The sequence below is a fragment of the Halomicrobium katesii DSM 19301 genome, from assembly GCF_000379085.1.
Taxonomy (GTDB): domain Archaea; phylum Halobacteriota; class Halobacteria; order Halobacteriales; family Haloarculaceae; genus Halomicrobium; species Halomicrobium katesii.
This window is the reverse complement of record NZ_KB905378.1, coordinates 1,094,552-1,117,230: the sequence shown is the minus strand read 5'-3', so window position 1 is coordinate 1,117,230 and position 22,679 is coordinate 1,094,552. Positions and strand designations below refer to the sequence as shown.

Below are 22,679 nucleotides of genomic sequence, written 5' to 3'. Positions count from 1 at the left end.
TGCGAAGACGGACGGGAAGCGATGGCTGGCGCTTCGTGTGAACCGTCCGAAAGTCAGAGGCACGGTCGCCCGGGACAGGACGACCGGGTGCGGCACGTCCAAGGTGGCATGGGAAGGATGATGTTGTGGTGGGGTGGGGATGGTGAGTGGGCACAACACCGCTGTGGCGTCGTGGACTGGAACGTCCACGTCCTGATGCCGCACATGGTTGTATAGCCCATACATATAAAGAACCGATACCTTACTAGTTTGGTTCTGCCGACGATCCCCGCGAGATCGTCACAGCAGTTGTTCGAGCTGGTGGCGACGACGGCCGAGGTCGACCTCGCTCTCGATCCCGGAGTCGGCGTCGAGTCTATCGATCACCAGCAGTGGATCGGTACCGGCACGCTCGACACGCTCCAGCAGCGCGGCGATCTCGTCGCGATACAGCGCCAGCGAGGAGAGCAGGCCGAGCAACAGCGCCATCGGGACGGCGGCCCCGCCGTCGGGGAACGCATCGCCGAGGGGCGAAAAGTCAGGTTCGCCGGCGGGCGGGTCCACGGCGGGACGGACGGACAGACACCGCGGGCACAGCGACGCGCCCGGTTCATCGCCGGGGAGGTATGCCCGGAGTTCGGGATCGACGGCGAAGACGACAGTCTCGTGGCCACACTCGGGACAGTCCATGTACTGACGTGGACGTGACACGGGCAAAAGCTCGGCGGCGAAAAGCGGCGTCGACGCCGGTCAGTCGTCGGCGGTGACGGCGGCGGCCTCTTCGGCTTCCGCGTTCTCTTCCTCGCGGGCGGCAGCCTCCTCTTCCTCTTTCTTGTTCTTGATCTTCTTCATGCGGAAGATCTCTTCGCGCTCCTGTTCTTCGAGTTTCTGCTCGATGTACTCCTTGTTGTCGTACAGATCGGGCAGCAGCTTGAACTCCAGCGCGTTGACGCGGCGTTTGGTGGTCTCGATCTCTTCGAGCATCTTCTTCATCGCGGTCTCGACCTCGGCCGCGAGGATGATGTTCTCGATGAGTTCCTCGTAGGCGTCGGCGGCCTCGTCGATCCGGGCCGACGTGCCCATGACGCCGTATCCACGCTCGTCGAGGGACTTGCGGACCTTGCTGGACTCGATCTGGGGGACGACGACGCCCATGATGTTCTTGGACTGGGTCGTCAGTTCCGGGTGCTCCTTCAGTGCGGCCGCGGCACCGCGGACGGCCACGTCGCCGTCCATCGCCCGGGCCATGTTGATCGCGTGTTGGGCGCGATCGTAGGAGTCGTCGAGGTCGGATCGAACGTCCTGTGCCTGGTCGAGGATGTCCATGAACTCCATGATGAGGCCGTCGCGTTTCTTCTCCAGCGTGTCGTGGCCCCGTTCCGAGAGGTCGATGCGATCCTCGATCCGCATCAGCTCTTTCCGGGTGGGTTTGACGTCCTTGGCCATTACCGGGGCGTTACGGGCCCAGTCGGATAACCTTTTACAGATTCCACGACCGAGACGATGCCAATCGCCGTCGTGACGCGGTCGTTACCCCCAAATTCCCTGTCGCACGTCGAGCCATGTGACGACGACGACGTGGGGTAGGGTCAGCACTGCGAGCAAGACGAGATAGAGCCCGCCGACCTCGGAGACGCCGGCCACCGCCGTCGGAACGGCCAGTGCGAGGCCGCCAAACAGGACGACTGCACCGACCGTCGCCGGCAGCGCGTCTCGCGTGAAGCGACCGACCACACGGGCGACGGCACCGCGATCCAGTGCCGCCAGCGCGACTCCGTCGAGTTCGGTCAGTCGAGCGATGTGGCGTACCGAGTGCCACAGGGCGAAGTAGACCCCGATCGCGAGGACCGGCGGAACGACGGCGAAAAATCCCCACAGTAGCGCCGTCTCGGCGGCGTCGAGGAGCCAGACGCGTCTCGGGCCGGCCACTGCGAGCCCGGCTGCCAGCGTCACCACCGTGATGGCGGCGAATCCGACCCCGGCGGCGAGACGCGCCTCCTGGGTGAACAGCGGCGCGAGCGACCCGACCCGACCGGGGTCGAACAGCGAGACGACCGTCCGGGCGACGGCGGCGTATCGGTCCGGAAAGAAGACCAGCGGGACCAACATCGGGAGGCCGCCGCGGACGATTACCGTCAGCGCCGCGACGACTCGATTGTCGAGATGGCGACCGTCGGCGAGTGTCGCCAGCGGATACACGTCGCCCTGTCCCCAGTGAAACCACGTCAGGGCGACGAACGCGACGAACGCGAGGGCCGGTGCGAGAAACCAGACGGCGGTGTACAGCACTGCGAGTCCGAGATACCCCGCACAGAACGCCACGAGGAACCGAGGCGTGAGATCGACGCCGAGCGTTCGTGCGACCGAGTGGTGGTCGGCAGCGCCGTGTGGCAGCCCGAAGCAGAGCAGCGTCACCAGCAAGACGCCGTAGCGAACCGGAACGGCGGTCGACACGCCCAGGACGTGTGCGACCGTGACAGCGCCGAGCAGCAGCCAGGCCGGCAGAAAGGTCCAGCGAGCGAGGCGTCGACGGCCCGACCGCAGCCGTCGGTCCCGATCGGCGGTTACTTCGACCGCCATCGGTCGATCACCCACGGGTACAACAGCAACCCCTGTACGACGAAGACGTTTGTCACGAGGAAGAACGCGGCCTCTTCGAGTGGCAGGCCGAGGACGGCCAGCCCCGTCGTGTACTGCTCCGAGAGGATCCAGATGCCCGACTCCAGGGCGACGCGATCCGCGATCCAGAGGTACGCCGTCGGCGCGAAGACGGCTACGACGAGCGTCTGTCCCCGAGCGAGGAGGTACGGCCATCCGACGGCCCACTGGAGCGCGAGTACCGGGCCGCTCCAGGCGACGATCGCACCGAGGTAGAAGGTCGCGTCGCTCGTGAGGAGAGCCACGCCGACGAGACCGACGAGCGCTCCCCCCGCAGCCCCGACCACCCGATCACGAGCGGAGACCGTCGTCTCGTCGTTCGCCGGCATCCCCGGCGAGATCACGTGCAGCCACAGCGCGGCGACCAGTGGCTGCAAGAGGATAAACAGGTACTCCTCGATGGGCGCGTGCCAGATGACGGCCGCGACGCTGTCGGTGCCGTACGACCAGACGCCCCGCAGGATGAGGTAGTTGTCCCAGGGCACGGTGTACAGCATCGCTACTGCGACGATGACTGCGACGGCGAGGGGGCGGACCTCGCTTCGGGTCGCGCGCGAGCGAATCCCCGCTACCCCCACGAGCACCGCGAGCGCCGGGAGGACGAACAGCGCGTGAAATTGGACGTATGTGAAAGCGGCCATTGGTGACGTACTGAAATACGGCTGTAGTTGGACGGGGCTGTGCCGGCGGTGCGTCGGCGGACCGCCGTGGCGACCGCGGTCCGCTCGGTCACACTATCGGGCAGATCGCCCAGAGTGTTTCGACTGGAGTGGCGAGAGGGGAGCCGCGATCAGTCGGCGACGGCTGCGCCTTCCGACGCGGGCTGGCCCTCGTCGAGGACCGCGTGACTCTGGAGCAGGATGATCCCGAAGCCGATCTTGGCGGTCAGGTCGAGCACCATGAACGCGGCCGTCTCGATCGGGAGGCCGACGAGTCCGAGGCCCTCGGTCCCGACCAACCACAGGACGGGGTACACGAGCCACAGGACCAGCACCAGGTTGCGCAGCGTCGAGAACTTCGACTGCAAGTCACCCGAGAGTTCGCTCGCTCGGTCGGTGAGGTTGCTGAACAGGAAGTACAGCAGGACCAGCAGGAAGCCGGTGCTGATACCCCACCAGACGAGGCGTTCGGCACCCGCCGGGAGGACGCCCGAACCCGCCGACAGCGTCGCGAGCGCGCCGGTACCGATCATCAGCACGTCCAGACCGACCAGCGAGTAGATCGCGTTCCGGTCGGCCCCCGCCAGCAGGGCGAGGTCGTACAGCAGCAACGGCGTCGTGAACAGCCAGTCGGTGTATCTCGCCCAGTAGATCGCCCGTTCCTCGCCGCCGAGTTCGATGGTCGTGACACCGAAACCCAGTGCCATCGAGAGGTAGTTCACGAAGGCGATCGCGGCGATCATGATCGTCGCGATGTAGAACTTCTGACGACGCTGGTCGGAGACACTCCAGCCCCGGGCGATGAAGTACAACATCCCCAGGAACATTCCTGCCGTTCCGACCCACAGGAATATGCTTTCGCCGCCCGGTACGTACGTACTCATGCCAGACTGTAACATGGTTCGTATTGTAATAACGGCCCGGCACTTAAACAGCCCATGCCAACAGGGATTGGTACACCTGCCCAAGTCCGACGAGGAGACGCGAACCAGACACAGACACCGGGGAGAGCGGCTTCGTCCGCACGGCAAAATCTGCCGAAAGGGAAACCACAGGATAGCGGTGGGACTCGCCGTCCTCTCCGAAGACGACCATTCGGCGCTCGAACGGGGCTCGCCGAGACAGTCGCACCGAGAAAGTGCGGCCGCTGGCGACCCGATCACGACTGGCAAAAAATAGACGGAAGCGGGGCGTCAGTCCGCAGTGACTTCCTGGGTCTCGTCTTCGCGGTAGTGCTCCTCGATCAGGTCTTCGTCGATACGGTTGAGTGCGTCCTTTGGGAGCATCGAGAGGAGGTCCCAGCCGAGTTCGAGCGTCTCGTCGATGGAGCGATCGGTGTCGATCCCCTGATCGACGAACTCCGTCTCGAACCGGTCTGCGAAGTCGAGGTACTTGTTGTCCAGGTCCGACAGCGCCTCGCGGCCGACGATGTTGACGAGGTCGCGCAGGTCCTCACCTTCCGCGTAGGCGGCGAAGATCTGGTCTTTCACGTCCGCGTGGTCGGCACGGGTCAGTCCCTCGCCGATCCCGTCGTCCATCAGCCGCGAGAGGCTCGGCAGGACGTTGATCGGCGGTTCGATTCCCTGGCTGTTGAGGTCCCGATCGATGTAGATCTGGCCCTCCGTGATGTAGCCGGTCAGGTCCGGGATCGGGTGCGTGTCGTCGTCGCCCGGCATCGTCAGGATCGGGATCTGGGTGACAGAGCCCTCGCGACCCTCGATTCGACCCGCGCGCTCGTAGAGCTGTGCCAGGTCGGTGTACATGTATCCGGGGTAGCCACGACGACCCGGGACCTCTTCTCGTGCGGCACCGATCTCGCGCAGTGCCTCACAGTAGTTGGTCATGTCCGTGAGGATCACGAGCACGTGATACCCCTTGTCGAAGGCGAGGTACTCCGCGGTCGTCAGTGCCAGCCGCGGGGTGAGCGTTCGCTCGACGGCCGGGTCGTCTGCGAGGTTCATGAAGACGACGGAGCGTTCGAGTGCGCCGGTGCGCTCGAAGTCGTCCATGAACTCGTTTGCCTCTTCCTGGGTGATCCCCATCGCCCCGAAGATCACTGCGAACTCCGACCCCTCGTCGTCGTCGCCTTCCTCCTCTTCCGGGACGCTGGCCTGACGGGCGATCTGGAGTGCCAGATCGTTGTGGGGTAGCCCCGACGCCGAGAAGATCGGCAGTTTCTGACCGCGAACGAGAGTGTTCATCCCGTCGATACCGGAGACGCCGGTCTGGATGAACTCCTCGGGGTACTCCCGGGAGTAGGGGTTGATCGCCTTGCCGACGATGTCACGGCGCTCGTCCGGTTCGATCTCGGGACCACCGTCGATCGGGTCACCGGAACCGCTGAGGACACGCCCCAGCAGGTCCTCGGTGAGCTTCATCTTCATCGTCTCGCCGAGGAAGCGAACGGAGGAGTTTCGATCGATCCCCGTCGTTCCCTCGAAGACCTGGATCGCGACGTAGTCGCTCGTCGATTCCAGCACCTGGCCGCGGCGAACGTCGCCGTCGCCGGTGTCGATCTCGACGATCTCGTCGTAGCCGACCGGCTCGTCGATTTCCGCGAACACCAGCGGGCCGCTGATCTCCGTAATTGTCTCGTATTCTTTCTTCATCGTTAGTACAGCTCCTGAATTTCGCTCTCGATGTCCGCTTCGAGTTCGTCGATGTACTCGTTGTACTCCTCCTGGACACCGATCCGGTTGAGCCGCGGGACGGTCTCGAGATCCGTCAGCTCCTCGACCGGGACGCCAGCGTCGAGCGCGTCGAACGCCTCGTCGTTGTACGTCTTGATGGCGTCGAGGACGCGGTAGGTCTTCTCGGGCTCACAGTAGGTGTCCGTCGGGTGGAACGCGTTCTGCTGGAGCCACGCCTCACGCAGGTAGCGTGCGACTTCCAGCGTGAGCTGCTGGTCTTCCGGCAGCGCGTCCTTCCCGACGAGCTGGACGATCTCCTGGAGTTCCGCTTCCTCGTCGAGGGTGTCGATGCCCCACTGGCGCTTCTCGGGCCAGTCGTCGCGGACGTTCTCGACGAACCACGGGTCGAGCTGGTCGCGATAGAGGGAGTACGACTCGTTCCAGTTGATCGACGGGAAGTGGCGACGTTCCGCCAGGTCCGCGTCCAGCGCCCAGAACGTCTTGACGATACGCAGCGTGTTCTGGGTGACCGGCTCGGAGAAGTCCCCGCCCGGCGGCGAGACCGCCCCGATGACGGAGACCGACCCTTCGGAGCCGTTGATGTTCTGGAAGTAGCCGGCCCGCTCGTAGAACTCCGAGAGGCGCGCGGCGAGATAGGCCGGGTACCCCTCTTCGCCGGGCATCTCTTCGAGGCGGGAGGAAATCTCCCGCATGGCCTCGGCCCACCGGGAGGTGGAGTCGGCCATCAGTGCCACGTCGTAGCCCATGTCACGGAAGTACTCCGCGATCGTGATTCCCGTATAGACGCAGGATTCACGCGCCGCGACGGGCATGTTCGAGGTGTTCGCGATGAGGCAGGTCCGGTCCATCAGCGCGTTGCCGGTGGTCGGGTCCTCCAGTTCGGGGAAGTCCTCGATCACTTCCGTCATCTCGTTGCCACGCTCGCCACAGCCGACGTAGACGACGATGTCCGCGTCGGCCCACTTGGCGAGCTGGTGCTGGGTGACCGTCTTTCCGGACCCGAAAGGACCGGGAATCGCGGCCGTCCCGCCCTTCGCGATGGGGAACAGCCCGTCGAGCACTCGCTGGCCGGAGATCAGCGGCGTGGTCGGCGTCTGCTTCTCCTCGGAGGGACGCTGCTGGCGCACCGGCCACTCCTGGCGCATCTTGATCTCTTCGCCGGTGTCGAGTTCGACGACCGGCTCCTCGACGGTGAAGTTACCCGACTCGGCGGCGACGACTTCGCCGCCCTCGGAGTCGGGAGGCACCATCACTTTGTGGTCGATACTGGGCGTCTCGGGGACGGTCCCGACGATGTCGCCGCTGGAAACCTCGTCGCCGGCCTCGACTTCGGGCTCGAACTCCCAGGTCTTCTCTAAGTCGATCCCGGGAGCGTCGACGCCGCGGTCGAGGTAGGGCGATCCCATCTTCTCTTCGAGAACGTCCAGGGGGCGCTGGACGCCGTCGTAGATCGCGTCCAGCATCCCCGGACCCAGGTCGACGGACAGTGGGGAACCGGTCCCTTCGACCGGTTCGCCCGGAGAGACGTCGGAGGTCTCCTCGTACACCTGGATCGTGGTGATGTCGCCTTCGATCTCGATCACTTCGCCCATCAGCCCTTCCGAACCGACGTACACCACGTCGTTCATCCGGGCGTCGAGGCCGGTCGCCGTGACGACTGGCCCCGAGACGCTGTCGATGACGCCGTCTTCACGGACGTCGGATTCTGTCGCTTGACTCATATTAGTCTTCCTCCATCAGGTCGATTCCGATCGCGCGTTTGATCTGGTCGCGCAGGCCACCACTGCCGGTGCCGCCGCCGAGTGTCACCATCACTGGTTCGACGCTCGTCTCGGCGTCCTTGCGCACCCCGCGCGAGAGGTGCTCAAGGTCGTCGTCGTGCATCACGATGATCCCGATCTCCTCGTCGTCGAGCATCTCCTCGACGGCTGCGTCGAGTTCCTCGTCTTTGTCGGCGTCCGGCACGTCGGCGAACTTCCGTACGCCGGCCAGCCGGAACCCCGTCGTGAAGTCGGGACTGCCGATGACACCGATCTCCTGACTCATAGTATCACCAGCTCCTGTTCGATCTCGTCGCTGTCGAGTCCGGCCTCGCGGCCCCGAGCGATCGCTCGGATGTTGTCGACCTCGCGCTCCTTGGCGAGGATGTAGGACAGGACCGGACAGACCGACAGCGGGTAGCGGTTCGACAGCTGGTCGGAGTACTCGAGCAGCGCCGCGTCGAGGGCGTGCTCGAACTCGATGAGGCTGTCGGCCGCTTCGAGGGTGTCGAGTGCCGCGTCGAGGTCGTCGCCGTACGTGCTCTCACGAACCCGCTGGACGAGCTGGTCGGTGCTCGTTGCGAGTGCGCCGATCTCGTCGGCGTCGAACAGGCGACCGCCCTCGATGTGGTACTCTGCCGGATCGATCTCCGCCCCGCTGCGAGCGAGTCGAAGGGCGTTCCGGAGGTTCCGGAAGTCGATCTCGGCCGTGAGAAAGGAGACGTACAGGCCAGTCGGCGAGTCGACTTCGGGCTGTGTGGGCAGCCCAGAGAGCAACACGTCGTAGAACGCCCGGTCGAGCGCGTTCTCCAGCGGGACGAGCACGCCGCTGTCCTCGTAGTCCTGGTACGCCTCGGCGAGGTCGTCGCCGAAGATCGTGCCGTCGAGGAGTTCGACGACCTCCTCGATCGAACCGGCGGCGACGAGCTGGTCGAGCAGCTGTTCGGACAGTTCGCCGGCACGAATCAGGTCGTCCTCGACCTCGTTGGCGTCGGCCCCGGAGTAGATCCCCCGGACGATCGTCTTGACGTTCCACACGTCGAACTTCCGGAGGTAGCGGGCGACGTAGTCGTACAGTCGCCCGTCCGACCAGCGCAGCAGGTCATCGAAGTGTTTCGCGAGGTTCCGGTTCAGCGCGTACTCGACGAGGTCGACGCCGCTGTATCGCGCTCCCAGGGCGTTCATCTCGGTCTCGTACTCCGTCTCCTCCATGAACCGGGAGATCTCGGAGGGACCCATGCGGACGAGCTTCCGGTAGTCGTCGTCGTCGAACAGCTTCGCCCGACGAGAGCGGACACGCGTGATGACGTACTCGTAGTTTGCGCTTTCCCAGTTCTGTTCTTCGAAGCGTACGGTCATTGCTCCTCGAAGAGCCGTGAACTGATGTCTCGCAGGTTGTTCTCCCAGACGTCGTCGAGAACGGAGTCGAACGTGTTGTTCACGCTGATACGCGAGCTCTCGCTCTCGACGACGACGCCGCCCAGGCAGTCGTACTCGCCGGCCAGCTCGTAGCCGTCGTAGTCGGCGAGGATCGACTCCAGCAGGTCGGCGTCGTCGGCTCGCCCGTACACTTGCACACCGGCGTCGTCGTCGAACTCCGCCGTGGCAGCGTCGAGCAGCGTCCGCGTCAGCTCATCTCGCCGATCGCCCTCGAGGGAGGCGATCTCCGCTTCGACGCTGTCGCGGACCGATTGGAGTACGTCGCGGCGAGCCTCGAGTCGCTCCTGCTTTGCCTCCAGTTTCGCGCTGGAGAGTTTCTGCTCTCGCTCCTGCTCGATTTCGCGTTCGACCTCGGCCTGTCGCTGTTCGCGGATCTCTTCGGCGTCGGCCTCGGCCGCCTCGATGATCTCTTCGGCGCGCTCGTCGGCGTCGCTACGAATCTCCTCTGCACGCGCGCGGGCCTCGTCTCGGATGTCCTCTGCGACTGTTTCAAGACTCATAAATGGGTTTGAAAGGGGTGGAGTCTACTGTCCCAGCGTGAGGAACACGACGACCAGTGCCAGAATGACGATGGTCTCCGGGAGCACTGTCAGAATCAGGCCACGACCGAACATGGAGTCGTCCTCCGCGATCGCACCGACTGCGGCGGCACCGATTCCACGTTCCGCGTAGCCTGCACCGATTGCGGCGAGTCCGACGGCCAGTGCGGCGGCGGCCAGCGGTGGGATTGCAGGTGCAGCAGCGGTACTACCGACAAACGCTTGGAGTAGTGCGGATGACATTGTTGGAATCCTGTAGTTGGTTCCGGACAAGCGCATATGGCCATACCGGAGTCATAAAGCTTCCCAAAACAGATGGTCACGGCCCTGCTCGGCTGGTTTGGGCCGTCTCGGCTGGGTCCTTGGGACGTGAACGCCTAGCAAGTACTCGGCCACGGACCGGGTGAAATTAGTTCGTACGAACGACCCGCGAGGCGACGCTGTGCGAAGAAATGGCGATATGAATTGCAGACCGGATCTTAAACAAACGATCATCCACAGAACGAGAGATATCTATCCGTTTTGTAAGCGCCGTCGGAGACTCGTTGGCCAAGCGACATTCCCGGAACGTCGCCGAGGTCCGACGGCGCGCACTCCCGATTGTCGCCGCCACAGCGTGTCAGACGACGACACCGTACCGGTCGCTGTCGAGTTCGCCAGACACGGGACGCCGTTCGAGGCTGTCTCTCGAAGCACGGACGACGCGCCGAGAAAACGATGTGAGCCGTCAGTTACTCCTCGGTCGTGAACTCGCGATCGTACCCGAACGGCTCGTAGGCCTTGCCGCCGCCCTCGAAGAACTTGCCGAAGAACTCGACGTATTCGAGACGGACGGCCTGGAGGCCGGCAGAGGTGATCCCGAGCACGAGCACCAGCAGGTGCCCGAGCACCAGGAGGACGAGCCCGAACAGGAGGCCGACGATCGCCATCGGCCCGTCGAGGTTCAGCAGCCCCTGGAAGACGACGTCGTCGGCGACTGGCTCCTCGGACATGAACCAGATCAGGTGGAACTCTCCACCGTGCAGGGTCGCACCGAACACGAGCAGGTTGACGGCGAGTGCCATCCCGGCCTTGGCCAGCAGCACCGCCGCAATCCGGGTGTAGGAGACGACGTGCCCGAAGCCCTGGGTGATCGACTCGATGAGACCGATCCCGCCCTCGGCGGCGATGACCATGATCAATCCGACGATCGTCATGGCCAGCGCGACGCCGATCACGAGGTCGAACCCACCAATCGGGACTCGGAACAGCTCCAGAACGGGGAAGCCGGTGAAGCCGAGCGGGAGTGCCGCGCCCTCACCGCTCCCGAACACCTCGAACATGAACGAGGGTTTCGGTCCCATGGCGGTCCGGGTGAACACCCACAGCCAGAGGCCGACGGTGAAGAGGATCCACGAGCCACTCTCCATGATCGCCCCACCGAGGCCGTGATCGAGGTTGTTGTAGAAGTCGAAGATCCGGCCCACGACAAGGTGGAGCACGCCAGCGATGACGCTGACGAGGAGCCAGGCCTGTCCGTACGCCAGGTAGTGTGGCTGGAGCCCCTTGTGGATCGGCGGATGGCCGTTCCAGAGGATATCTCCGAGCTGGTGGAGACCGAACAGTTCACCGTACAACACGCCGAAGACGGCGGTAAACAGGCCAGACAGCAGGCCGACACCGCCCAGGCTCTTGACCACGTCGTTGTCGAAGGACTTCAACAGCCAGTAGCCAAGTCCCATGTAGAGGATCCCGTAGCCGAGGTCGCCGATCATGAACCCGAAGAACGCCGGGAACGTGAGGAAGAAGACGACCGTCGGGTCGAGCTCGTCGTACTGGGGTCGGTTGATGATCTCGACGAGCGCCTCGAACGGCTTGACGACGCCGGGGTTGTTCTGGACGACCGGCGGACGGCTGTCGCCCATCGTCACGAGTCCGCCGTCGGCGGCGACCTCCTGACTCTCGGTCTCGTCGCTGGCGGACGCCTCGACTGTCTCGCCGGTCGACGCGCCGCCCGAGCCGCCGGAGTCGTCGGTCTCGACCGTCTCGGTGGACTCCGGGTGGCCCTCGTCGCTGTAGTCTGCGCGTTCGAGTTCGTCGACCTCGATCGCCTCGCCGACGGCGTCGGTCAGCGCTTCCGCGAGGTCCGCGTACCGATCCGAGGGGATCCACCCCTCGGCGACGAAGGCGTGTTCCGTCGTCGCGAACGTCAGCGGTGCCTCGCTCTTTTGCACGTCGATCGCCAGCTTCTCCTCGGCCGCGAGCAGGAAACCGGCGACGTCGAGGCGAAGGTCTTCGAGTTCGTCCTCGACGGTCGTGAGCTTCGATTCGAGTTGCTGTTTGCGGTGCTGGAGTTCCTCGCGGTAAGACTCGGGATCGGCCTCGCTGTCGGGTACCGTTAGCTCCGTGAACGTCGCGCTGACGAGGGCATCCTGCAGCGTGTCCTCGTCCGTGCGTGCGGCCACCGCGATGACGTCGTCTTCCTGGAAGAACTGGTAGAGGTCGACGTCGCTGTGTGCGAGCGCGTCCCGGACGGTCTCGATGTCGCCTTCGCCGACGACCACGGACAGGTTCTCGTACCCCTGGAGGAGGTCCAGATCGATCCCCAGCGTGACGAACGGGTCGATCGTCTGGATCTCGTCTTCGATCGTTCGGAGTTCGTCCGTGAGTTCGTCGCGTCGGTCGTCGAGTTCGTTGACCGTCTGACGGATCTCTTCGAGTTCCTCGTCGAGTGCCTCGTCGGTCACCAGCCGCGTCGGGCCGGCGTCGGCCTCGTCGACGTCGAGGATCGACTTGAGCGAGCGGACGGTGACGAGCTTCTCCGAGCCGTCTTCGGCTCCTTCGGACGGGTCGCCGGGTTCGAAGTAGTCCCACGAGCCGTCGTACTCGGTGACGTGCAACAGACCCAGGTCGTGGACGGTCTCGATGACGTCGTCCATGACGCGTTTCGAGCCGGTCACCGAGACGCGGCTCATTCGCTCAGGTCTGAGCATGTACCGCCTCCTCGAACAGCTCCGTGACGTGTTCGATCACGTCCTCGGTGCGCTCTTGAGCGCGCGATTCGAGATCGTCGCGGGCCTGCTCGCCCTCTTCGAGCAGTTCCTTGCGGTCGGTCTCGATTTCGGCACGAGCCTCTTCGAGACGCTCCTGGGCTGCCGATTGGGCCTCCTCTTTGGCCGTCTCGCGGATCTGCTCGGCTTCCTCGCGAGCGTCTTCGAGTCGTTGCTCACGGTCCTGTTCGGCCTCGTCGACAATGTCGTCGGCGTCCTGTTCGGCCGCTTTGATACGGTCGAGAACTTCTGGCCGTGGCATTCTCTAATCACCCTGACGTTGCTGTAGCGGCTATTTGGTAGTTGCGAAGTTGGCCCGGTTCTGTGGCGTGCGAGGAGCCGTGAAAAAACGACGGGTCGACCGCCACCGGTGCGGAGTGGGCGTGTCACCGCGACGACGATCCGGGGCAATTATGCTTGCCAAGCCCGAACCCTGAGCAATGGGAGTCCTCGAAAACAAGTCGCGTGCGCGGACGTTCTACAAGTACCTCTCGAAGGTGTACGACCGTGTCAACCCATTCATCTGGAACGAGGAGATGCGCGACGAGGCGATCGCGAAGCTCGACATCGAACCGGACGATCACGTCCTCGACGTGGGGTGTGGCACCGGCTTCGCCACGGAGGGACTGCTCGAAGCGACCGAACACGTCTACGGGCTCGACCAGAGCGCCCACCAACTGGAGAAGGCGTACGCGAAGTTCGGCAAGCGCGGTCCGGTCGCGTTCCACCGCGGCGACGCGGAACGTCTCCCCTTCAAGGACGACACGTTCGACGTGGTCTGGTCGTCGGGATCGATCGAGTACTGGCCCAACCCCGTCGACGCGCTCGAAGAGTGTCGACGCATCACCAAGCCCGGCGGACGGGTGCTGATCGTCGGTCCGGACTACCCGAGCCAGAGTGTCTTCCAGAAGCTCGCGGACGCGATCATGCTGTTCTACGACGAGGACGAGGCCGACCGGATGTTCGAAGACGCTGGCTTCACCGACTTCGAGCACTTCATTCAGCAGAACAGACCGGGAAGTCCGAAGGCCATCACCACGATCGCACGCGTCCCCGAGTGAGATCTCCGGTACCGATCTACAATAGGCCGTACGAGACGGTCGAGGCGGCCGCCGAGAAACGACTCGCCGCGTCGGTGTGGCGACGCTCCTACAGGCCGTCAGCTCGCCGTCGCGCGGACGGTCCCGACGATCGTGTCACCGGCGAGGAGCCGGACCACGACGGTATCCCCAGCTTCGGGCAGCGGTGCGTTCGTCGACGCGATTCGAAACGATCCCCGTTCGCCGCCACTCCAGGTGCCGTCGTCGGCGCTGTTGAACGGGCCGGTGGGGCCGCCTCGAAACCCCTCGGCGGCGAAGAACGGCACCGGCGGCTGGGAGTCGAGTTCGTCCCCGCCGACCGTGACGACCAGCCGCAGTCGCTCGACTGAGACGGTGTCGCCGCCCCGGTGTGTCAGGACCAGCGTGTCGGTTGCGGCGTCGGCCGTCAGCGAGAACGACGCCGTCGGTGCCGGGGTCGGGGTATCGAGAGCGACAGCGGCGGTGCCGACCGCGGTCGCGGCCAGCACCGTCAGCGCGAGCAGTAGCGCGACACCGACGACCGGCGAGGTGGCGCGGTCCATACGGCCGGTGTGGCCCGTTCCGGTTTGAACGTCAGGGTGGGAGCCGGGCGTCGAAGACGCTGCCGTCGTCGGTGCGGACCGTCAGCGGAACACCGGGGCGTGGCTCGACGGTCCAGAGGGCCCCGTCCGCACCGGTCGTCCCGACGTACTCGCCGTCGATCCGGACGGTTCCGGACACCGGCTCGCCGGTCGCACTGTCGACCAGCCGGACGTGCATCGGCCCGGTTTCGTACGTCCGATTGATCCGGAGCCGGAGCGAGTCGTCCTGTTCGGTCACCGTGTCGGTAACCGGAATCGCCGCCAGCGACTGGCGCTGGTGTTCGCGGAAGACGTTGGTGGTCCCGCCGTCGAGATACGCCGTGAGGTCGCCGCTGGTGTACTCGGCCCGGAACCGGTAGATGCCGGTCTCGCCGATCGCCTGGCCGGACGGCGAGGTGTCGTTGGTCACCCAGGGGTACAGCTCGATGCCGCGACGGTTGGCCGCGTTGACCAGATAGAGGTCGCTCTCCCGGAACTGATCGGTGGCCTCGGGCCGCCGCTCGTCGGCGAGATACGTCTCGCGGTAGTACGAGTCGCCGTCGACCATCGCGAGCGTGTACCCCGAGTCCGAACTCTCGACGTAGACCGATTCGATCGTCCGGTCACCGGTGACGGCCTCGCTGGCACGCTGGGCGACCGGCCCACGGAGTACCTCGACTTCGCCTCTGAGGTTCTCGATACGCGTGTCGAGTCGCCGCGGGAGCGAGTAGCTCGACCGTCTGGCGACGTCTTTGACCCGACCGATCGTCGCCGAGATCTGCCGTGCCTCGGTGTCGATCAGTGCCATCGTCCGAACGAACTTCGTGGTGGATATCGTCCCGGAGGCGTACGCCTCGATGGCACCGGCGCGTCGGACGCGCAACTCGTCGGACCTGGTCTCTGCCCAGCTCACTTCCGAGCGGATGATATCGGAGCGCTCGCTGGTCGAGGAGGTGTCGTAAAACTCGTTTTCGAAGGCGGTCGTCCGATGCTGTCCGTGGAGGGACGCGGCGTCGGTCGCGACTGCTGTTCCGGTGTTGACGTTGACGGCTCCGTGGTCGGAGACCGTCACGTTGCCAGGCGGAATCGTCAGGTAGTTCGCGAACTCTTGGATCGGGACGATCACCGGCGACGGGTCGTCGAACTGCGCCGCTGTCCCCTGTCCAGCGGGGACGGGACCCGCAGCCACGGCGGGCAGCGACAGCACGACGAAGAGGAGGGCGAGGATCGAGACGGTGGCGGGACGCATCGTTACGCCCTTCTCCCCCGTCCCACAAAAATCCCTCTCTTCCGTGGGATCGGTGTTCTCCGATGAGAGTCCGCGAGACGTTTCAACGACGACGCTGACGTTTTATCCCGTGATGGAAAGCGTTTTCCTCCCGGGCAGCACAGTCACGGGGTGAAGATGTCACACCGGTTACGAGCCGCCCACTTCGCCCTCCTGCTGGTGGTGCTCTCGGCACCAGTTGCGGCCACCAGTGGCGTGGTCGGCGGTGTCGACGCCCAGCAAACGCCGCCGCCGACAGCGTCGTCGACCGCCAGCCACACGACGATCCTGATACAGCTTCGGTCTGACGGTAACGCCACGTTTTCCATCACCGCCAGTGGCTTCGACGTCGCGAACGAGCAGGAGCGAGACAGTTTCAACACGACGGCAGAGCGGTTCATCGAGGGCGAAGCGGACACGCTCGGGCTGTCGGCGTTCCGGCGGGCGAACGCGGCCGCGAGCGAAGCGACCGGTCGCCCGATGGAACTGCGCGACGTACGGCGAAGCAGCAATCTCACCAATGGGACGTTGACGCTGTCCTTTACCTGGACCAACTTCGCGCGCTCGGAGGGAGAGACCCGGTACGTCGACGACGTGTACAACACCACGGATCCCTGGCTGACCGGCCTGGAAGCGGACCAGACGCTCGTCCTCGAGTTGCCGCCGGGAGCCGGGATCCGGACAGTCCCGAAACAGGTGCGGGACGGACAGATCGTCTGGGAGGGTCCGACGACGTTCACGGAGTCCGAACTCGAACTCGCCTACACTCCCGGAGCGGAGGGACCCTCTAACTCGCCGTCGTCCCCCGGTGGAGGCCCCGGTGGGGACCCCGACGGCGGATCGTCACTGCTCTGGGGCGGGCTCGCCCTGTTAGGTGCCGTAGTCGCCGCCTCCGGCGTCTACGTGCTGTTGCTTCGGGACGACAGCGTCATAGACCGCGACGCGTTCGACAGAAGTCCCCTCGCGACCGAGTCCGACGACGACGGGGACGAACCACCTGCCACTGTGCCGACAGCGGCCCCGACAGAAACCGACGAAGCGCCCGACCAAGAGATCGACGAAGAGCTGCTCAGCGACGAGGAACGCGTCGAACTCCTGCTGGAGCGCAACGGCGGACGAATGAAGCAGGCGAACATCGTCAAAGAGACCGGCTGGTCGAACGCGAAAGTCTCACAGCTGCTCTCTTCGATGGAAGAGGACGGCCAGATCGACAAGCTCAGGATCGGACGCGAGAACCTGATTTCGTTCCCGGACGAGGACGTCACGGACATCGAGAACTGAGACCGTCGCGAACCCCAGGAGAACACCGCGGGGAGTGCCGGCCCTCCGAAAAAACTCTGGTCGCGTGGCCAGTGGTTCGGAAACGTTTATCGGGCGGCCGGCCCCACTGCGTGGTATGAAAGTCCTTGTCACGGTAAAGGAGGTGACCGCAGTCGACGACGAGTTCGAGATCGACGGACTCGGCATCGACGATCGGTACGTCACGGCCGACCTCAACGAGTGGGACGAGTACGCCGTCGAGGAAGCCGTTCAGCTCTCCGAATCGCTCGACGACGTCGAGGTCGTGACGGTGACGATCGGCCCCAGTGACGCCGAGGAGACGATCCGACAGGCACTGGCGAAGGGTGCCGATCGCGCGATTCGTGTCTGGGACGACGCCCTCGACGACGACGCAATGCTCGATCCCGCGACGAAAGCGCGCCTGCTTGCGGCCGTTGCCGAACAGGAAGACCCCGACCTGATACTCACGGGCGTCCAGTCGGCCGACGACAGCCTCGGCGCGACTGGCGTGACGCTTGCCGACCAGCTCGGGACCGAGTGGGCGGCCGTCGTCAACGCGCTCGATCTCGACGCTCAAGCGGGCGTCGCACACGTCCACCGCGAACTCGAAGGCGGCGTCGAAGAGCTGACCGACGTGGAGCTGCCCGCCGTGTTGACGATCCAGACCGGGATCAACGACCCCCGCTATGCCAGCCTCCGCGGGATTCGACAGGCCCAGAGCAAGGAACTGGCCGAGAAGACGCTCGCCGATATCGGGCTCGACGCGACGGCGCTGGACAGCCCGATCGAACAGACCGCCCTGTACGAGCCAGAATCCGAGGGTGGCGCGACGCTGTACGAAGGCACGCCAGAGGAGACGGCCGGCGAGCTGGCTGGCCTGCTCGCCGAACGGGGGGTGGGCCAATGACGGTCCTGGCCGTCGCCGAACACCGCCGCGGCGAGTTGCGAGACGTGAGCCACGAACTCGTGACCGCCGGCCGCGAGCTGGCAGACGCGACCGACGGCGACCTCCACGTGGCCGTCGTCAGCGGCTCGGTCGAGGAGTACGCCGATCGGCTCGACCGCGACGGCGTCGACGTGATCCACACGGTCGCCCACGGCGAGGAGTTCAACCACGACGTGTACACGCAGGCGGTCACGCAACTGGCCGAAGAGATCGATCCCACGGTACTGCTCATGCCCCAGAGCGTCAACGGGCTCGACTACGCGCCGGCCGTCGCGAACCGGGTCGGCCTGCCGCTGATCACCGACGCCGTCGATCTCGCCTACGACGACGGACTGACCGCCACCCGAGAGCTGTACGGTTCGAAGGTCGAGACCACGATCGACAGTCACGCCGACAGCACCGCGGTCACGATCAGACCCGCCGAGTGGCCCGCGGCCGAGGGCAGCGGCGACGCCACGGTCGAGCCCTTCGAGGCGACGATCGACGAATCGGCGATACGCTCGACGGTCACCGGCTTCCAGGAGGTCGGCGGCGGCGACGTCGACATCTCGGAAGCCGACGTGCTCGTCTCGATCGGTCGCGGGATCGAGGAGGAGGAGAACCTCGATCTGATCCGCGACCTGGCCGACACACTCGACGCGACGCTGTCGGCGTCCCGCCCGATCGTCGACAACGGCTGGCTGCCCAAAAACAGGCAGGTCGGCCAGTCTGGCAAGGTCGTCACGCCGGACGTGTACATCGCCATCGGCATCTCCGGCGCGGTACAGCACGTCGCCGGGATGAAAGGCGCAGACACGATCGTCGCGATCAACGACGACCCCAACGCGCCGATCTTCGACATCGCCGACTACGGGATCGTCGACGACCTCTTCGACGTGGTACCGGCGCTGATCGAGGGGTTCGAGAGCTAGTCCGCCGTTCGCGCGAGTGGCTCGTCGGTCGCGTTTTTTACCCAGCCTCCATCAGAGAACCAGTCTCAAAGCCCCAGCAGACGGGCTACAGTAAATCCAGAGATCTCTCCGAAGCAGTTGAATATTACTTGAGCCCCAGTTATGCTGTTTCACTCACCCATTCGCCGTCCGCCTCGCCGTGCCGGATGATCTTTGCCCGCGCGGTAAAGGTCTGTTCGTCGTAAAACGATGAGTCTGATGTAAACGGAAGTGCGATTACACGACCATCTACGTCTTCAGAGATCACGAACGTCTGTATACTTGCGTGGTTATACTCATCTTCGATCAGGAGTTCTGCCCTAATTGAGACATTTCCGGCAGCGTCCCCCCGTTTTTTAACTCTCCCCACTACGATTGCTGTCTCTTGATCAGCTAGATGAGAACGAATATTGTGAAGGGTAAAATCCGGCCCTGTTTCAGTCTGATCGAACAGGCAACCAGCCACGCTCATACTGAGAGCAGTTCCTGCCGAAGACAGAATCGTTCGGCGCTTCATATGAAAATCATATCGAATGAAAGGAAGATAACCGTTGCTAAAGCGAGTCACTAGTCTTCCAATTCAGTGGGTTCGCACGCTCACGAACCGGCCGATTCGATCCGTTATCGGTGAACGAGCTTCGAGAGGCTGTTTCTATGAGACGCTTGTCCACGTCTTTCTACGCGAGGTCCCGCGGGGGGCGCAGCGACCGGGAAATCCCCAGCGGAAGAGATGTATCTGAGGTAGTGCCGGCGCTGATCGAGGGGTTCGAGTGAGAACGCCGTCGCTCGTCGGTGTTCGAGAGACGGGGTAGGAAAGCCAGCGAGAACCACGCGTGGAAACCACGCGGGCCGAAAGATCGCTGGCCGACCGTGCCGTCGTGTCTCCGTCAGCGCCGCGGGTACAAGAGGGCTCCGGTGTCGGGGCCCGCAGAGACCGGCACAGAGACGAGGCCAGAAGCAGACGGATGAGTAGGTACTTTTCGGGGTAGTCCTAAAGACCGATGATGGAGTACTTACAGCGGCGTCGGGACCGCGTCGAGGAACGGCTGGAGGCCGTTCTCGACGGGGTCGAACCCGACGAACTCGCCGACGAACTCCGCCACGTGGCCCTGGCCGGAGGGAAGCGCGTTCGGCCGACAGTGACGGTGCTGGTCTGTGAGGCGCTGGGCGGGGAGCCCGCCGACGCGGTGGAGTTCGCGGTCGGGATCGAACTGGTCCACAACGCCTCGCTGGTGATCGACGACATCATCGACGAGTCCGACGTGCGTCGCGGGACGCCCTCGGCGTGGGCGGCCTTCGGCCACGGGCCGGCCATCATCGCCTCCGACGGGCTGCTCGGCGAAGCGTTCGCACTCTTTTCCAGCGACGAGCGAGCCATGCAGGCCGTGACCGAGTCGATGGTCGAACTCGGCGAGGGCGAGGCGACCGAGCTCGTCAGCCAACCGACCAACGAGACCGAGTACATCGAGCTGGCCCGCCGGAAGACCGGCGCGCTGTTCCGGGCGGCGGCGGAGCTGGGCGCGATCGCGGCCGACGCCGACGCCTACACGGTCGAGGCCTTCGGCCAGTACGCCGAGCGGGTCGGCGTGGCCTTCCAGATGCGCGACGACGTGCTCGACGCGACGGCCGACGCGGAGAAACTGGGCAAGCCCGCCGGCCAGGACGCCGAGATGGACCGCCCCTCGTTCGTCGAGGTGACCGATCTCACGCCAGCGGAGGCCAACGAACGGGCTCGCGCGGAGTCCGACGCCGCGCTCGAAGCGCTCGCGACCGTCGACACCGACGACAGCCAGGCGACGGAGTACCTGCAGGATCTGGCGGAGTTCGTCGTCGTCCGCGAACGGTAGCTATCGCCCGTGGAATCGGTACAGCGACGTGACGTACGGAAGCCGGTTGAACAGCCAGATCGCGATCGGAATGCCGACGATCGTCATCGACAGCGCGGCGGCGACGTTGGCCCACAGCCACGAGAGCCACCAGCCCACGAGCACGAAGTAGATCGCCCGCACCACGAGCGACGGCTGTGACGCCCCGGTTCCCTCGGCCAGCGATCGGGGTTCGGCCAGCGTCAGCGCCGTCGGGACGAGGTTGACGAGCTTGATCCCGAACGGAAGCAAGATCACGGTAACGTTCAACAGCCACGCGACGTTGACCAGAATCGGCGTGAGCCACCAGCCGACGAAGACGAACCAGAGAGCACGGACGACCAGCGAGCGTTGAGCCATGTCGGGCGATAGATCACGAAGCGGTATATGCTTGCGGGCGAGGAGAGCAGCATCAGCCACGAACGGAGTGAGTGGCTGCCTTTTTCATCGACGGTTTTGCGCGAGGGTCCCCGCAGCGAGCGGAGCGATCGAGGAGACCCGACGCGGAAAACGGTCGTCGAAGACGAACCAGAGAGCACGGACGACCAGCGAGCGTTGAGCCATGGCCGGCGATAGATCACGAAGCGGTATATGTTTGCTGTCGCGGGTGGAGCACAGTGCTTAAGCGACGGCTGCGACTATCCCAGCACCATGAGAGTACTCGCGACGGTCGGGCTACCGGGCAGCGGCAAGGGCGAGGCCGCCAACGTCGCCCGCGAGCTGGACGTGCCGGTCGTGACGATGGGAGACGTGATCCGTGCGGCGTGTCGGGACCGCGGGCTGGATCCGGCGACCGAGCACGGCCGCGTGGCGACGGCGCTGCGCGAAGAGAACGGGCCGGCGGCCATCGCCGAGCGGTCGCTCCCGCTGATCGAAGACGAGCTCGCGTCGAGCGACGCGGTGCTGGTCGACGGCGTCCGGTCGGACGTGGAGGTCGACGCCTTCGAGGAGGCGTTCGGGGCGTCGTTCTCGCTGGTCAGCATCGAGGCACCGTTCGAGGTCCGGAAAGCGCGGCTGGCAGAACGGGGCCGAGACGGCGATCGCGACGACGGCGGTGAATCCCTCGAAGAGCGCGACGAACGCGAGCGAGGCTTCGGCATGGACGCGGCCATGGAACGGGCCGACGTACACATCGACAACACCGACAGTCTGGCGGCGTTCCAGTCGAAGGTGCGGACGCTGCTGGCCGACGGCATCGACGCCTACCGGAGCCAGTACGACGCCGCGGAGGGAGACGCATGAGCGCGGTTTACAGCGTCGACGTGCGAGTGACTGCGCCGGTCCACGACAGCGAGGTGACGGATCGGGTCGCCGACGCCGTCACGAACATCTTCCCGACGGCCGATCCAAGCTACGAGGGCGACCAGATCGTCGCGGAGTGTCACGACATGAGCCACGTCTCGGAGCTGCTCCACCGCGAGGAGATCCTCGACACGGCACGGGGGGTCTTCCTCGGCACGCTCGACGACGACACGTTCACCTTCGAGTTGAACAAGCAGGCGGCCTTCGAGGGGCGGATCAACTTCTCGGTGGGCGGGCCCGCAGAGCTCGGCGACATCCACGTCCGGGTGCGCGTGACCGAGCCGTCGGCCGAGGCCTTCATCGACGCCATCGCACCGCCGACCGAGGACGGCGCGCCCATCGACACCGAATGAGTACCACGACGGCGATCTGTTTCGACCTCGACGGGACGCTGGTCCAGTACGATCGTTCGTTCGACGAGATACTGGAGAGGGCCTTCGAGCGCCAGGTCGGGACCGCGACCGAGGAGATGGTCGCGGCCTACGAGACCGGTTTCTTCGACACGTTCGAGGAGTGTGAGCCGGAGCCGTACCACGCGGGGATGCGGGCCGCGCTGGCGGAGGCCGAGATCGACACCGACGACGCGGACGTGGACGCGCTCGTGGCGGCGCTACGAGACGAGGAGCTCGCGGCGACCGGCGTGTCGTCGGCCGCGCGGGACTGCCTCTCGGAACTGGGCGCGGACGAGGCGACGACGCTCGTGGTCTGTAGCGACGGCGTCGGCGAGTGACAGCG

25 protein-coding genes are annotated in these 22,679 nt (G+C 65.0%); 8 read left to right on the top strand and 17 right to left on the bottom strand.

Annotation, left to right across the window (positions count from 1 at the left end; genetic code table 11):
- Positions 1–279: 279 nt before the first annotated feature.
- The 13 genes from HALKA_RS0105920 to ahaH all read right to left on the bottom strand — a co-directional run bounded on the left by HALKA_RS0105920 (position 280) and on the right by ahaH (position 12,977).
- Complete coding sequence (locus tag HALKA_RS0105920; RefSeq protein ID WP_018257112.1) at positions 280–669, bottom strand: DUF6276 family protein; 390 nt, start codon at positions 667–669, stop codon at positions 280–282.
- A gap of 60 nt (positions 670–729) precedes the next feature.
- Positions 730–1,425: a V-type ATP synthase subunit D gene (locus HALKA_RS0105915; RefSeq protein ID WP_018257111.1), complete on the bottom strand. Its 696-nt coding sequence runs from the start codon at positions 1,423–1,425 to the stop codon at positions 730–732.
- Positions 1,426–1,509: 84 nt separating this feature from the next.
- Complete coding sequence (locus tag HALKA_RS0105910; protein WP_245545338.1) at positions 1,510–2,574, bottom strand: Brp/Blh family beta-carotene 15,15'-dioxygenase; 1,065 nt, start codon at positions 2,572–2,574, stop codon at positions 1,510–1,512.
- Positions 2,544–3,278 carry a lycopene cyclase domain-containing protein gene (locus tag HALKA_RS0105905; protein WP_018257109.1) on the bottom strand — a complete coding sequence of 245 codons (735 nt, stop codon included), beginning with the start codon at positions 3,276–3,278 and terminating at the stop codon, positions 2,544–2,546. The genes HALKA_RS0105910 and HALKA_RS0105905 overlap by 31 nt, the downstream gene beginning before the upstream one ends.
- 149 nt (positions 3,279–3,427) lie before the next feature.
- Complete coding sequence (locus HALKA_RS0105900) at positions 3,428–4,180, bottom strand: bacteriorhodopsin (RefSeq protein ID WP_080505795.1); 753 nt, start codon at positions 4,178–4,180, stop codon at positions 3,428–3,430.
- A gap of 309 nt (positions 4,181–4,489) precedes the next feature.
- Positions 4,490–5,905: a V-type ATP synthase subunit B gene (locus HALKA_RS0105895; RefSeq protein ID WP_018257107.1), complete on the bottom strand. Its 1,416-nt coding sequence runs from the start codon at positions 5,903–5,905 to the stop codon at positions 4,490–4,492.
- 2 nt (positions 5,906–5,907) lie between these two features.
- Positions 5,908–7,668: an ATP synthase subunit A gene (locus HALKA_RS0105890; RefSeq protein ID WP_018257106.1), complete on the bottom strand. Its 1,761-nt coding sequence runs from the start codon at positions 7,666–7,668 to the stop codon at positions 5,908–5,910.
- Between the two features lies 1 nt (position 7,669).
- Positions 7,670–7,993 (bottom strand): V-type ATP synthase subunit F, encoded by a 324-nt coding sequence (locus tag HALKA_RS0105885; RefSeq protein ID WP_015762247.1) that lies wholly within the window; start codon positions 7,991–7,993, stop codon positions 7,670–7,672.
- Entirely contained in the window at positions 7,990–9,066 is a 1,077-nt protein-coding gene (locus tag HALKA_RS0105880; RefSeq protein ID WP_018257105.1) for a V-type ATP synthase subunit C, read from the bottom strand. The genes HALKA_RS0105885 and HALKA_RS0105880 overlap by 4 nt, the downstream gene beginning before the upstream one ends.
- Positions 9,063–9,647, bottom strand: coding sequence for a V-type ATP synthase subunit E (locus tag HALKA_RS0105875; protein WP_018257104.1), 585 nt, complete (start codon positions 9,645–9,647; stop codon positions 9,063–9,065). Before HALKA_RS0105875 ends, HALKA_RS0105880 begins: the two co-directional genes overlap by 4 nt.
- A 24-nt stretch (positions 9,648–9,671) precedes the next feature.
- Positions 9,672–9,929, bottom strand: coding sequence for an ATP synthase subunit C-like protein (locus HALKA_RS0105870; RefSeq protein WP_015762244.1), 258 nt, complete (start codon positions 9,927–9,929; stop codon positions 9,672–9,674).
- A 488-nt stretch (positions 9,930–10,417) separates the two neighbouring features.
- Complete coding sequence (locus tag HALKA_RS0105865; protein ID WP_026190180.1) at positions 10,418–12,658, bottom strand: V-type ATP synthase subunit I; 2,241 nt, start codon at positions 12,656–12,658, stop codon at positions 10,418–10,420.
- A complete protein-coding gene (gene ahaH / locus HALKA_RS0105860; protein WP_018257102.1) occupies positions 12,645–12,977 on the bottom strand; it encodes an ATP synthase archaeal subunit H in 333 nt (110 codons plus the stop codon). Before ahaH ends, HALKA_RS0105865 begins: the two co-directional genes overlap by 14 nt.
- A gap of 178 nt (positions 12,978–13,155) precedes the next feature.
- Here ahaH and HALKA_RS0105855 point away from each other — a divergent pair, with 178 nt between their 5' ends.
- Entirely contained in the window at positions 13,156–13,776 is a 621-nt protein-coding gene (locus HALKA_RS0105855; RefSeq protein ID WP_018257101.1) for a methyltransferase domain-containing protein, read from the top strand.
- A 98-nt stretch (positions 13,777–13,874) separates the two neighbouring features.
- Here HALKA_RS0105855 and HALKA_RS0105850 read toward each other — a convergent pair whose 3' ends face one another.
- Together HALKA_RS0105850 and HALKA_RS0105845 are read right to left on the bottom strand one after the other, a co-directional pair.
- Positions 13,875–14,336 carry a type IV pilin domain-containing protein gene (locus HALKA_RS0105850; protein WP_018257100.1) on the bottom strand — a complete coding sequence of 154 codons (462 nt, stop codon included), beginning with the start codon at positions 14,334–14,336 and terminating at the stop codon, positions 13,875–13,877.
- Positions 14,337–14,367: 31 nt separating this feature from the next.
- On the bottom strand, positions 14,368–15,603 hold the full coding sequence (locus tag HALKA_RS0105845) for a DUF7096 domain-containing protein (RefSeq protein WP_018257099.1): 1,236 nt from the start codon (positions 15,601–15,603) through the stop codon (positions 14,368–14,370).
- 156 nt (positions 15,604–15,759) lie between these two features.
- On the opposite strand from HALKA_RS0105845, the gene HALKA_RS0105840 reads away from it, so the two are divergent.
- The 3 genes from HALKA_RS0105840 to HALKA_RS0105830 all read left to right on the top strand — a co-directional run bounded on the left by HALKA_RS0105840 (position 15,760) and on the right by HALKA_RS0105830 (position 18,759).
- Positions 15,760–16,902, top strand: coding sequence for a helix-turn-helix transcriptional regulator (locus tag HALKA_RS0105840; RefSeq protein ID WP_026190179.1), 1,143 nt, complete (start codon positions 15,760–15,762; stop codon positions 16,900–16,902).
- A gap of 115 nt (positions 16,903–17,017) precedes the next feature.
- Complete coding sequence (locus HALKA_RS0105835) at positions 17,018–17,809, top strand: electron transfer flavoprotein subunit beta/FixA family protein (protein WP_018257097.1); 792 nt, start codon at positions 17,018–17,020, stop codon at positions 17,807–17,809.
- Positions 17,806–18,759 (top strand): electron transfer flavoprotein subunit alpha/FixB family protein, encoded by a 954-nt coding sequence (locus tag HALKA_RS0105830; RefSeq protein WP_018257096.1) that lies wholly within the window; start codon positions 17,806–17,808, stop codon positions 18,757–18,759. Before HALKA_RS0105835 ends, HALKA_RS0105830 begins: the two co-directional genes overlap by 4 nt.
- A 139-nt stretch (positions 18,760–18,898) precedes the next feature.
- On the opposite strand, the gene HALKA_RS20810 is transcribed toward HALKA_RS0105830, so the two are convergent.
- A complete protein-coding gene (locus tag HALKA_RS20810; RefSeq protein ID WP_155119369.1) occupies positions 18,899–19,249 on the bottom strand; it encodes a hypothetical protein in 351 nt (116 codons plus the stop codon).
- A gap of 532 nt (positions 19,250–19,781) precedes the next feature.
- On the opposite strand from HALKA_RS20810, the gene HALKA_RS0105825 reads away from it, so the two are divergent.
- On the top strand, positions 19,782–20,624 hold the full coding sequence (locus HALKA_RS0105825; protein ID WP_018257095.1) for a polyprenyl synthetase family protein: 843 nt from the start codon (positions 19,782–19,784) through the stop codon (positions 20,622–20,624).
- On the opposite strand, the gene HALKA_RS0105820 is transcribed toward HALKA_RS0105825, so the two are convergent.
- Complete coding sequence (locus HALKA_RS0105820; RefSeq protein WP_018257094.1) at positions 20,625–21,002, bottom strand: YccF domain-containing protein; 378 nt, start codon at positions 21,000–21,002, stop codon at positions 20,625–20,627.
- 291 nt (positions 21,003–21,293) lie between these two features.
- Here HALKA_RS0105820 and HALKA_RS19170 point away from each other — a divergent pair, with 291 nt between their 5' ends.
- From HALKA_RS19170 to HALKA_RS21840, 3 genes are read left to right on the top strand one after another with little or no spacing between them, the layout of a single operon-like run.
- Positions 21,294–21,884, top strand: a complete 591-nt coding sequence (locus tag HALKA_RS19170; protein WP_018257092.1) for an AAA family ATPase — start codon at positions 21,294–21,296, stop codon at positions 21,882–21,884.
- A complete protein-coding gene (locus HALKA_RS0105805) occupies positions 21,881–22,297 on the top strand; it encodes an RNA-binding domain-containing protein (protein WP_018257091.1) in 417 nt (138 codons plus the stop codon). Before HALKA_RS19170 ends, HALKA_RS0105805 begins: the two co-directional genes overlap by 4 nt.
- Positions 22,294–22,674 carry an HAD family hydrolase gene (locus HALKA_RS21840; protein ID WP_018257090.1) on the top strand — a complete coding sequence of 127 codons (381 nt, stop codon included), beginning with the start codon at positions 22,294–22,296 and terminating at the stop codon, positions 22,672–22,674. Before HALKA_RS0105805 ends, HALKA_RS21840 begins: the two co-directional genes overlap by 4 nt.
- The last annotated feature ends 5 nt before the right edge of the window (positions 22,675–22,679 follow it).

Bases quoted from the DNA above. Each gene is read 5' to 3' on its own strand.
- HALKA_RS0105855 (WP_018257101.1), top strand. From the start codon at position 13,156: ATGGGAGTCCTCGAAAACAAGTCGCGTGCGCGGACGTTCTACAAGTAC.
- HALKA_RS0105820 (WP_018257094.1), bottom strand. From the start codon at position 21,002: ATGGCTCAACGCTCGCTGGTCGTCCGTGCTCTCTGGTTCGTCTTCGTC.
- HALKA_RS0105915 (WP_018257111.1), bottom strand. From the start codon at position 1,425: ATGGCCAAGGACGTCAAACCCACCCGGAAAGAGCTGATGCGGATCGAG.
- HALKA_RS0105850 (WP_018257100.1), bottom strand. From the start codon at position 14,336: ATGGACCGCGCCACCTCGCCGGTCGTCGGTGTCGCGCTACTGCTCGCG.
- HALKA_RS0105840 (WP_026190179.1), top strand. From the start codon at position 15,760: ATGTCACACCGGTTACGAGCCGCCCACTTCGCCCTCCTGCTGGTGGTG.
- HALKA_RS0105890 (WP_018257106.1), bottom strand. From the start codon at position 7,668: ATGAGTCAAGCGACAGAATCCGACGTCCGTGAAGACGGCGTCATCGAC.
- HALKA_RS0105845 (WP_018257099.1), bottom strand. From the start codon at position 15,603: ATGCGTCCCGCCACCGTCTCGATCCTCGCCCTCCTCTTCGTCGTGCTG.
- HALKA_RS0105875 (WP_018257104.1), bottom strand. From the start codon at position 9,647: ATGAGTCTTGAAACAGTCGCAGAGGACATCCGAGACGAGGCCCGCGCG.
- HALKA_RS0105870 (WP_015762244.1), bottom strand. From the start codon at position 9,929: ATGTCATCCGCACTACTCCAAGCGTTTGTCGGTAGTACCGCTGCTGCA.
- HALKA_RS0105920 (WP_018257112.1), bottom strand. From the start codon at position 669: ATGGACTGTCCCGAGTGTGGCCACGAGACTGTCGTCTTCGCCGTCGAT.
- HALKA_RS0105895 (WP_018257107.1), bottom strand. From the start codon at position 5,905: ATGAAGAAAGAATACGAGACAATTACGGAGATCAGCGGCCCGCTGGTG.
- HALKA_RS21840 (WP_018257090.1), top strand. From the start codon at position 22,294: ATGAGTACCACGACGGCGATCTGTTTCGACCTCGACGGGACGCTGGTC.
- HALKA_RS0105880 (WP_018257105.1), bottom strand. From the start codon at position 9,066: ATGACCGTACGCTTCGAAGAACAGAACTGGGAAAGCGCAAACTACGAG.
- HALKA_RS0105830 (WP_018257096.1), top strand. From the start codon at position 17,806: ATGACGGTCCTGGCCGTCGCCGAACACCGCCGCGGCGAGTTGCGAGAC.
- HALKA_RS19170 (WP_018257092.1), top strand. From the start codon at position 21,294: ATGAGAGTACTCGCGACGGTCGGGCTACCGGGCAGCGGCAAGGGCGAG.
- HALKA_RS0105835 (WP_018257097.1), top strand. From the start codon at position 17,018: ATGAAAGTCCTTGTCACGGTAAAGGAGGTGACCGCAGTCGACGACGAG.
- HALKA_RS0105825 (WP_018257095.1), top strand. From the start codon at position 19,782: ATGGAGTACTTACAGCGGCGTCGGGACCGCGTCGAGGAACGGCTGGAG.
- HALKA_RS0105885 (WP_015762247.1), bottom strand. From the start codon at position 7,993: ATGAGTCAGGAGATCGGTGTCATCGGCAGTCCCGACTTCACGACGGGG.
- ahaH (WP_018257102.1), bottom strand. From the start codon at position 12,977: ATGCCACGGCCAGAAGTTCTCGACCGTATCAAAGCGGCCGAACAGGAC.
- HALKA_RS0105905 (WP_018257109.1), bottom strand. From the start codon at position 3,278: ATGGCCGCTTTCACATACGTCCAATTTCACGCGCTGTTCGTCCTCCCG.
- HALKA_RS0105805 (WP_018257091.1), top strand. From the start codon at position 21,881: ATGAGCGCGGTTTACAGCGTCGACGTGCGAGTGACTGCGCCGGTCCAC.
- HALKA_RS20810 (WP_155119369.1), bottom strand. From the start codon at position 19,249: ATGAGCGTGGCTGGTTGCCTGTTCGATCAGACTGAAACAGGGCCGGAT.
- HALKA_RS0105900 (WP_080505795.1), bottom strand. From the start codon at position 4,180: ATGAGTACGTACGTACCGGGCGGCGAAAGCATATTCCTGTGGGTCGGA.
- HALKA_RS0105865 (WP_026190180.1), bottom strand. From the start codon at position 12,658: ATGCTCAGACCTGAGCGAATGAGCCGCGTCTCGGTGACCGGCTCGAAA.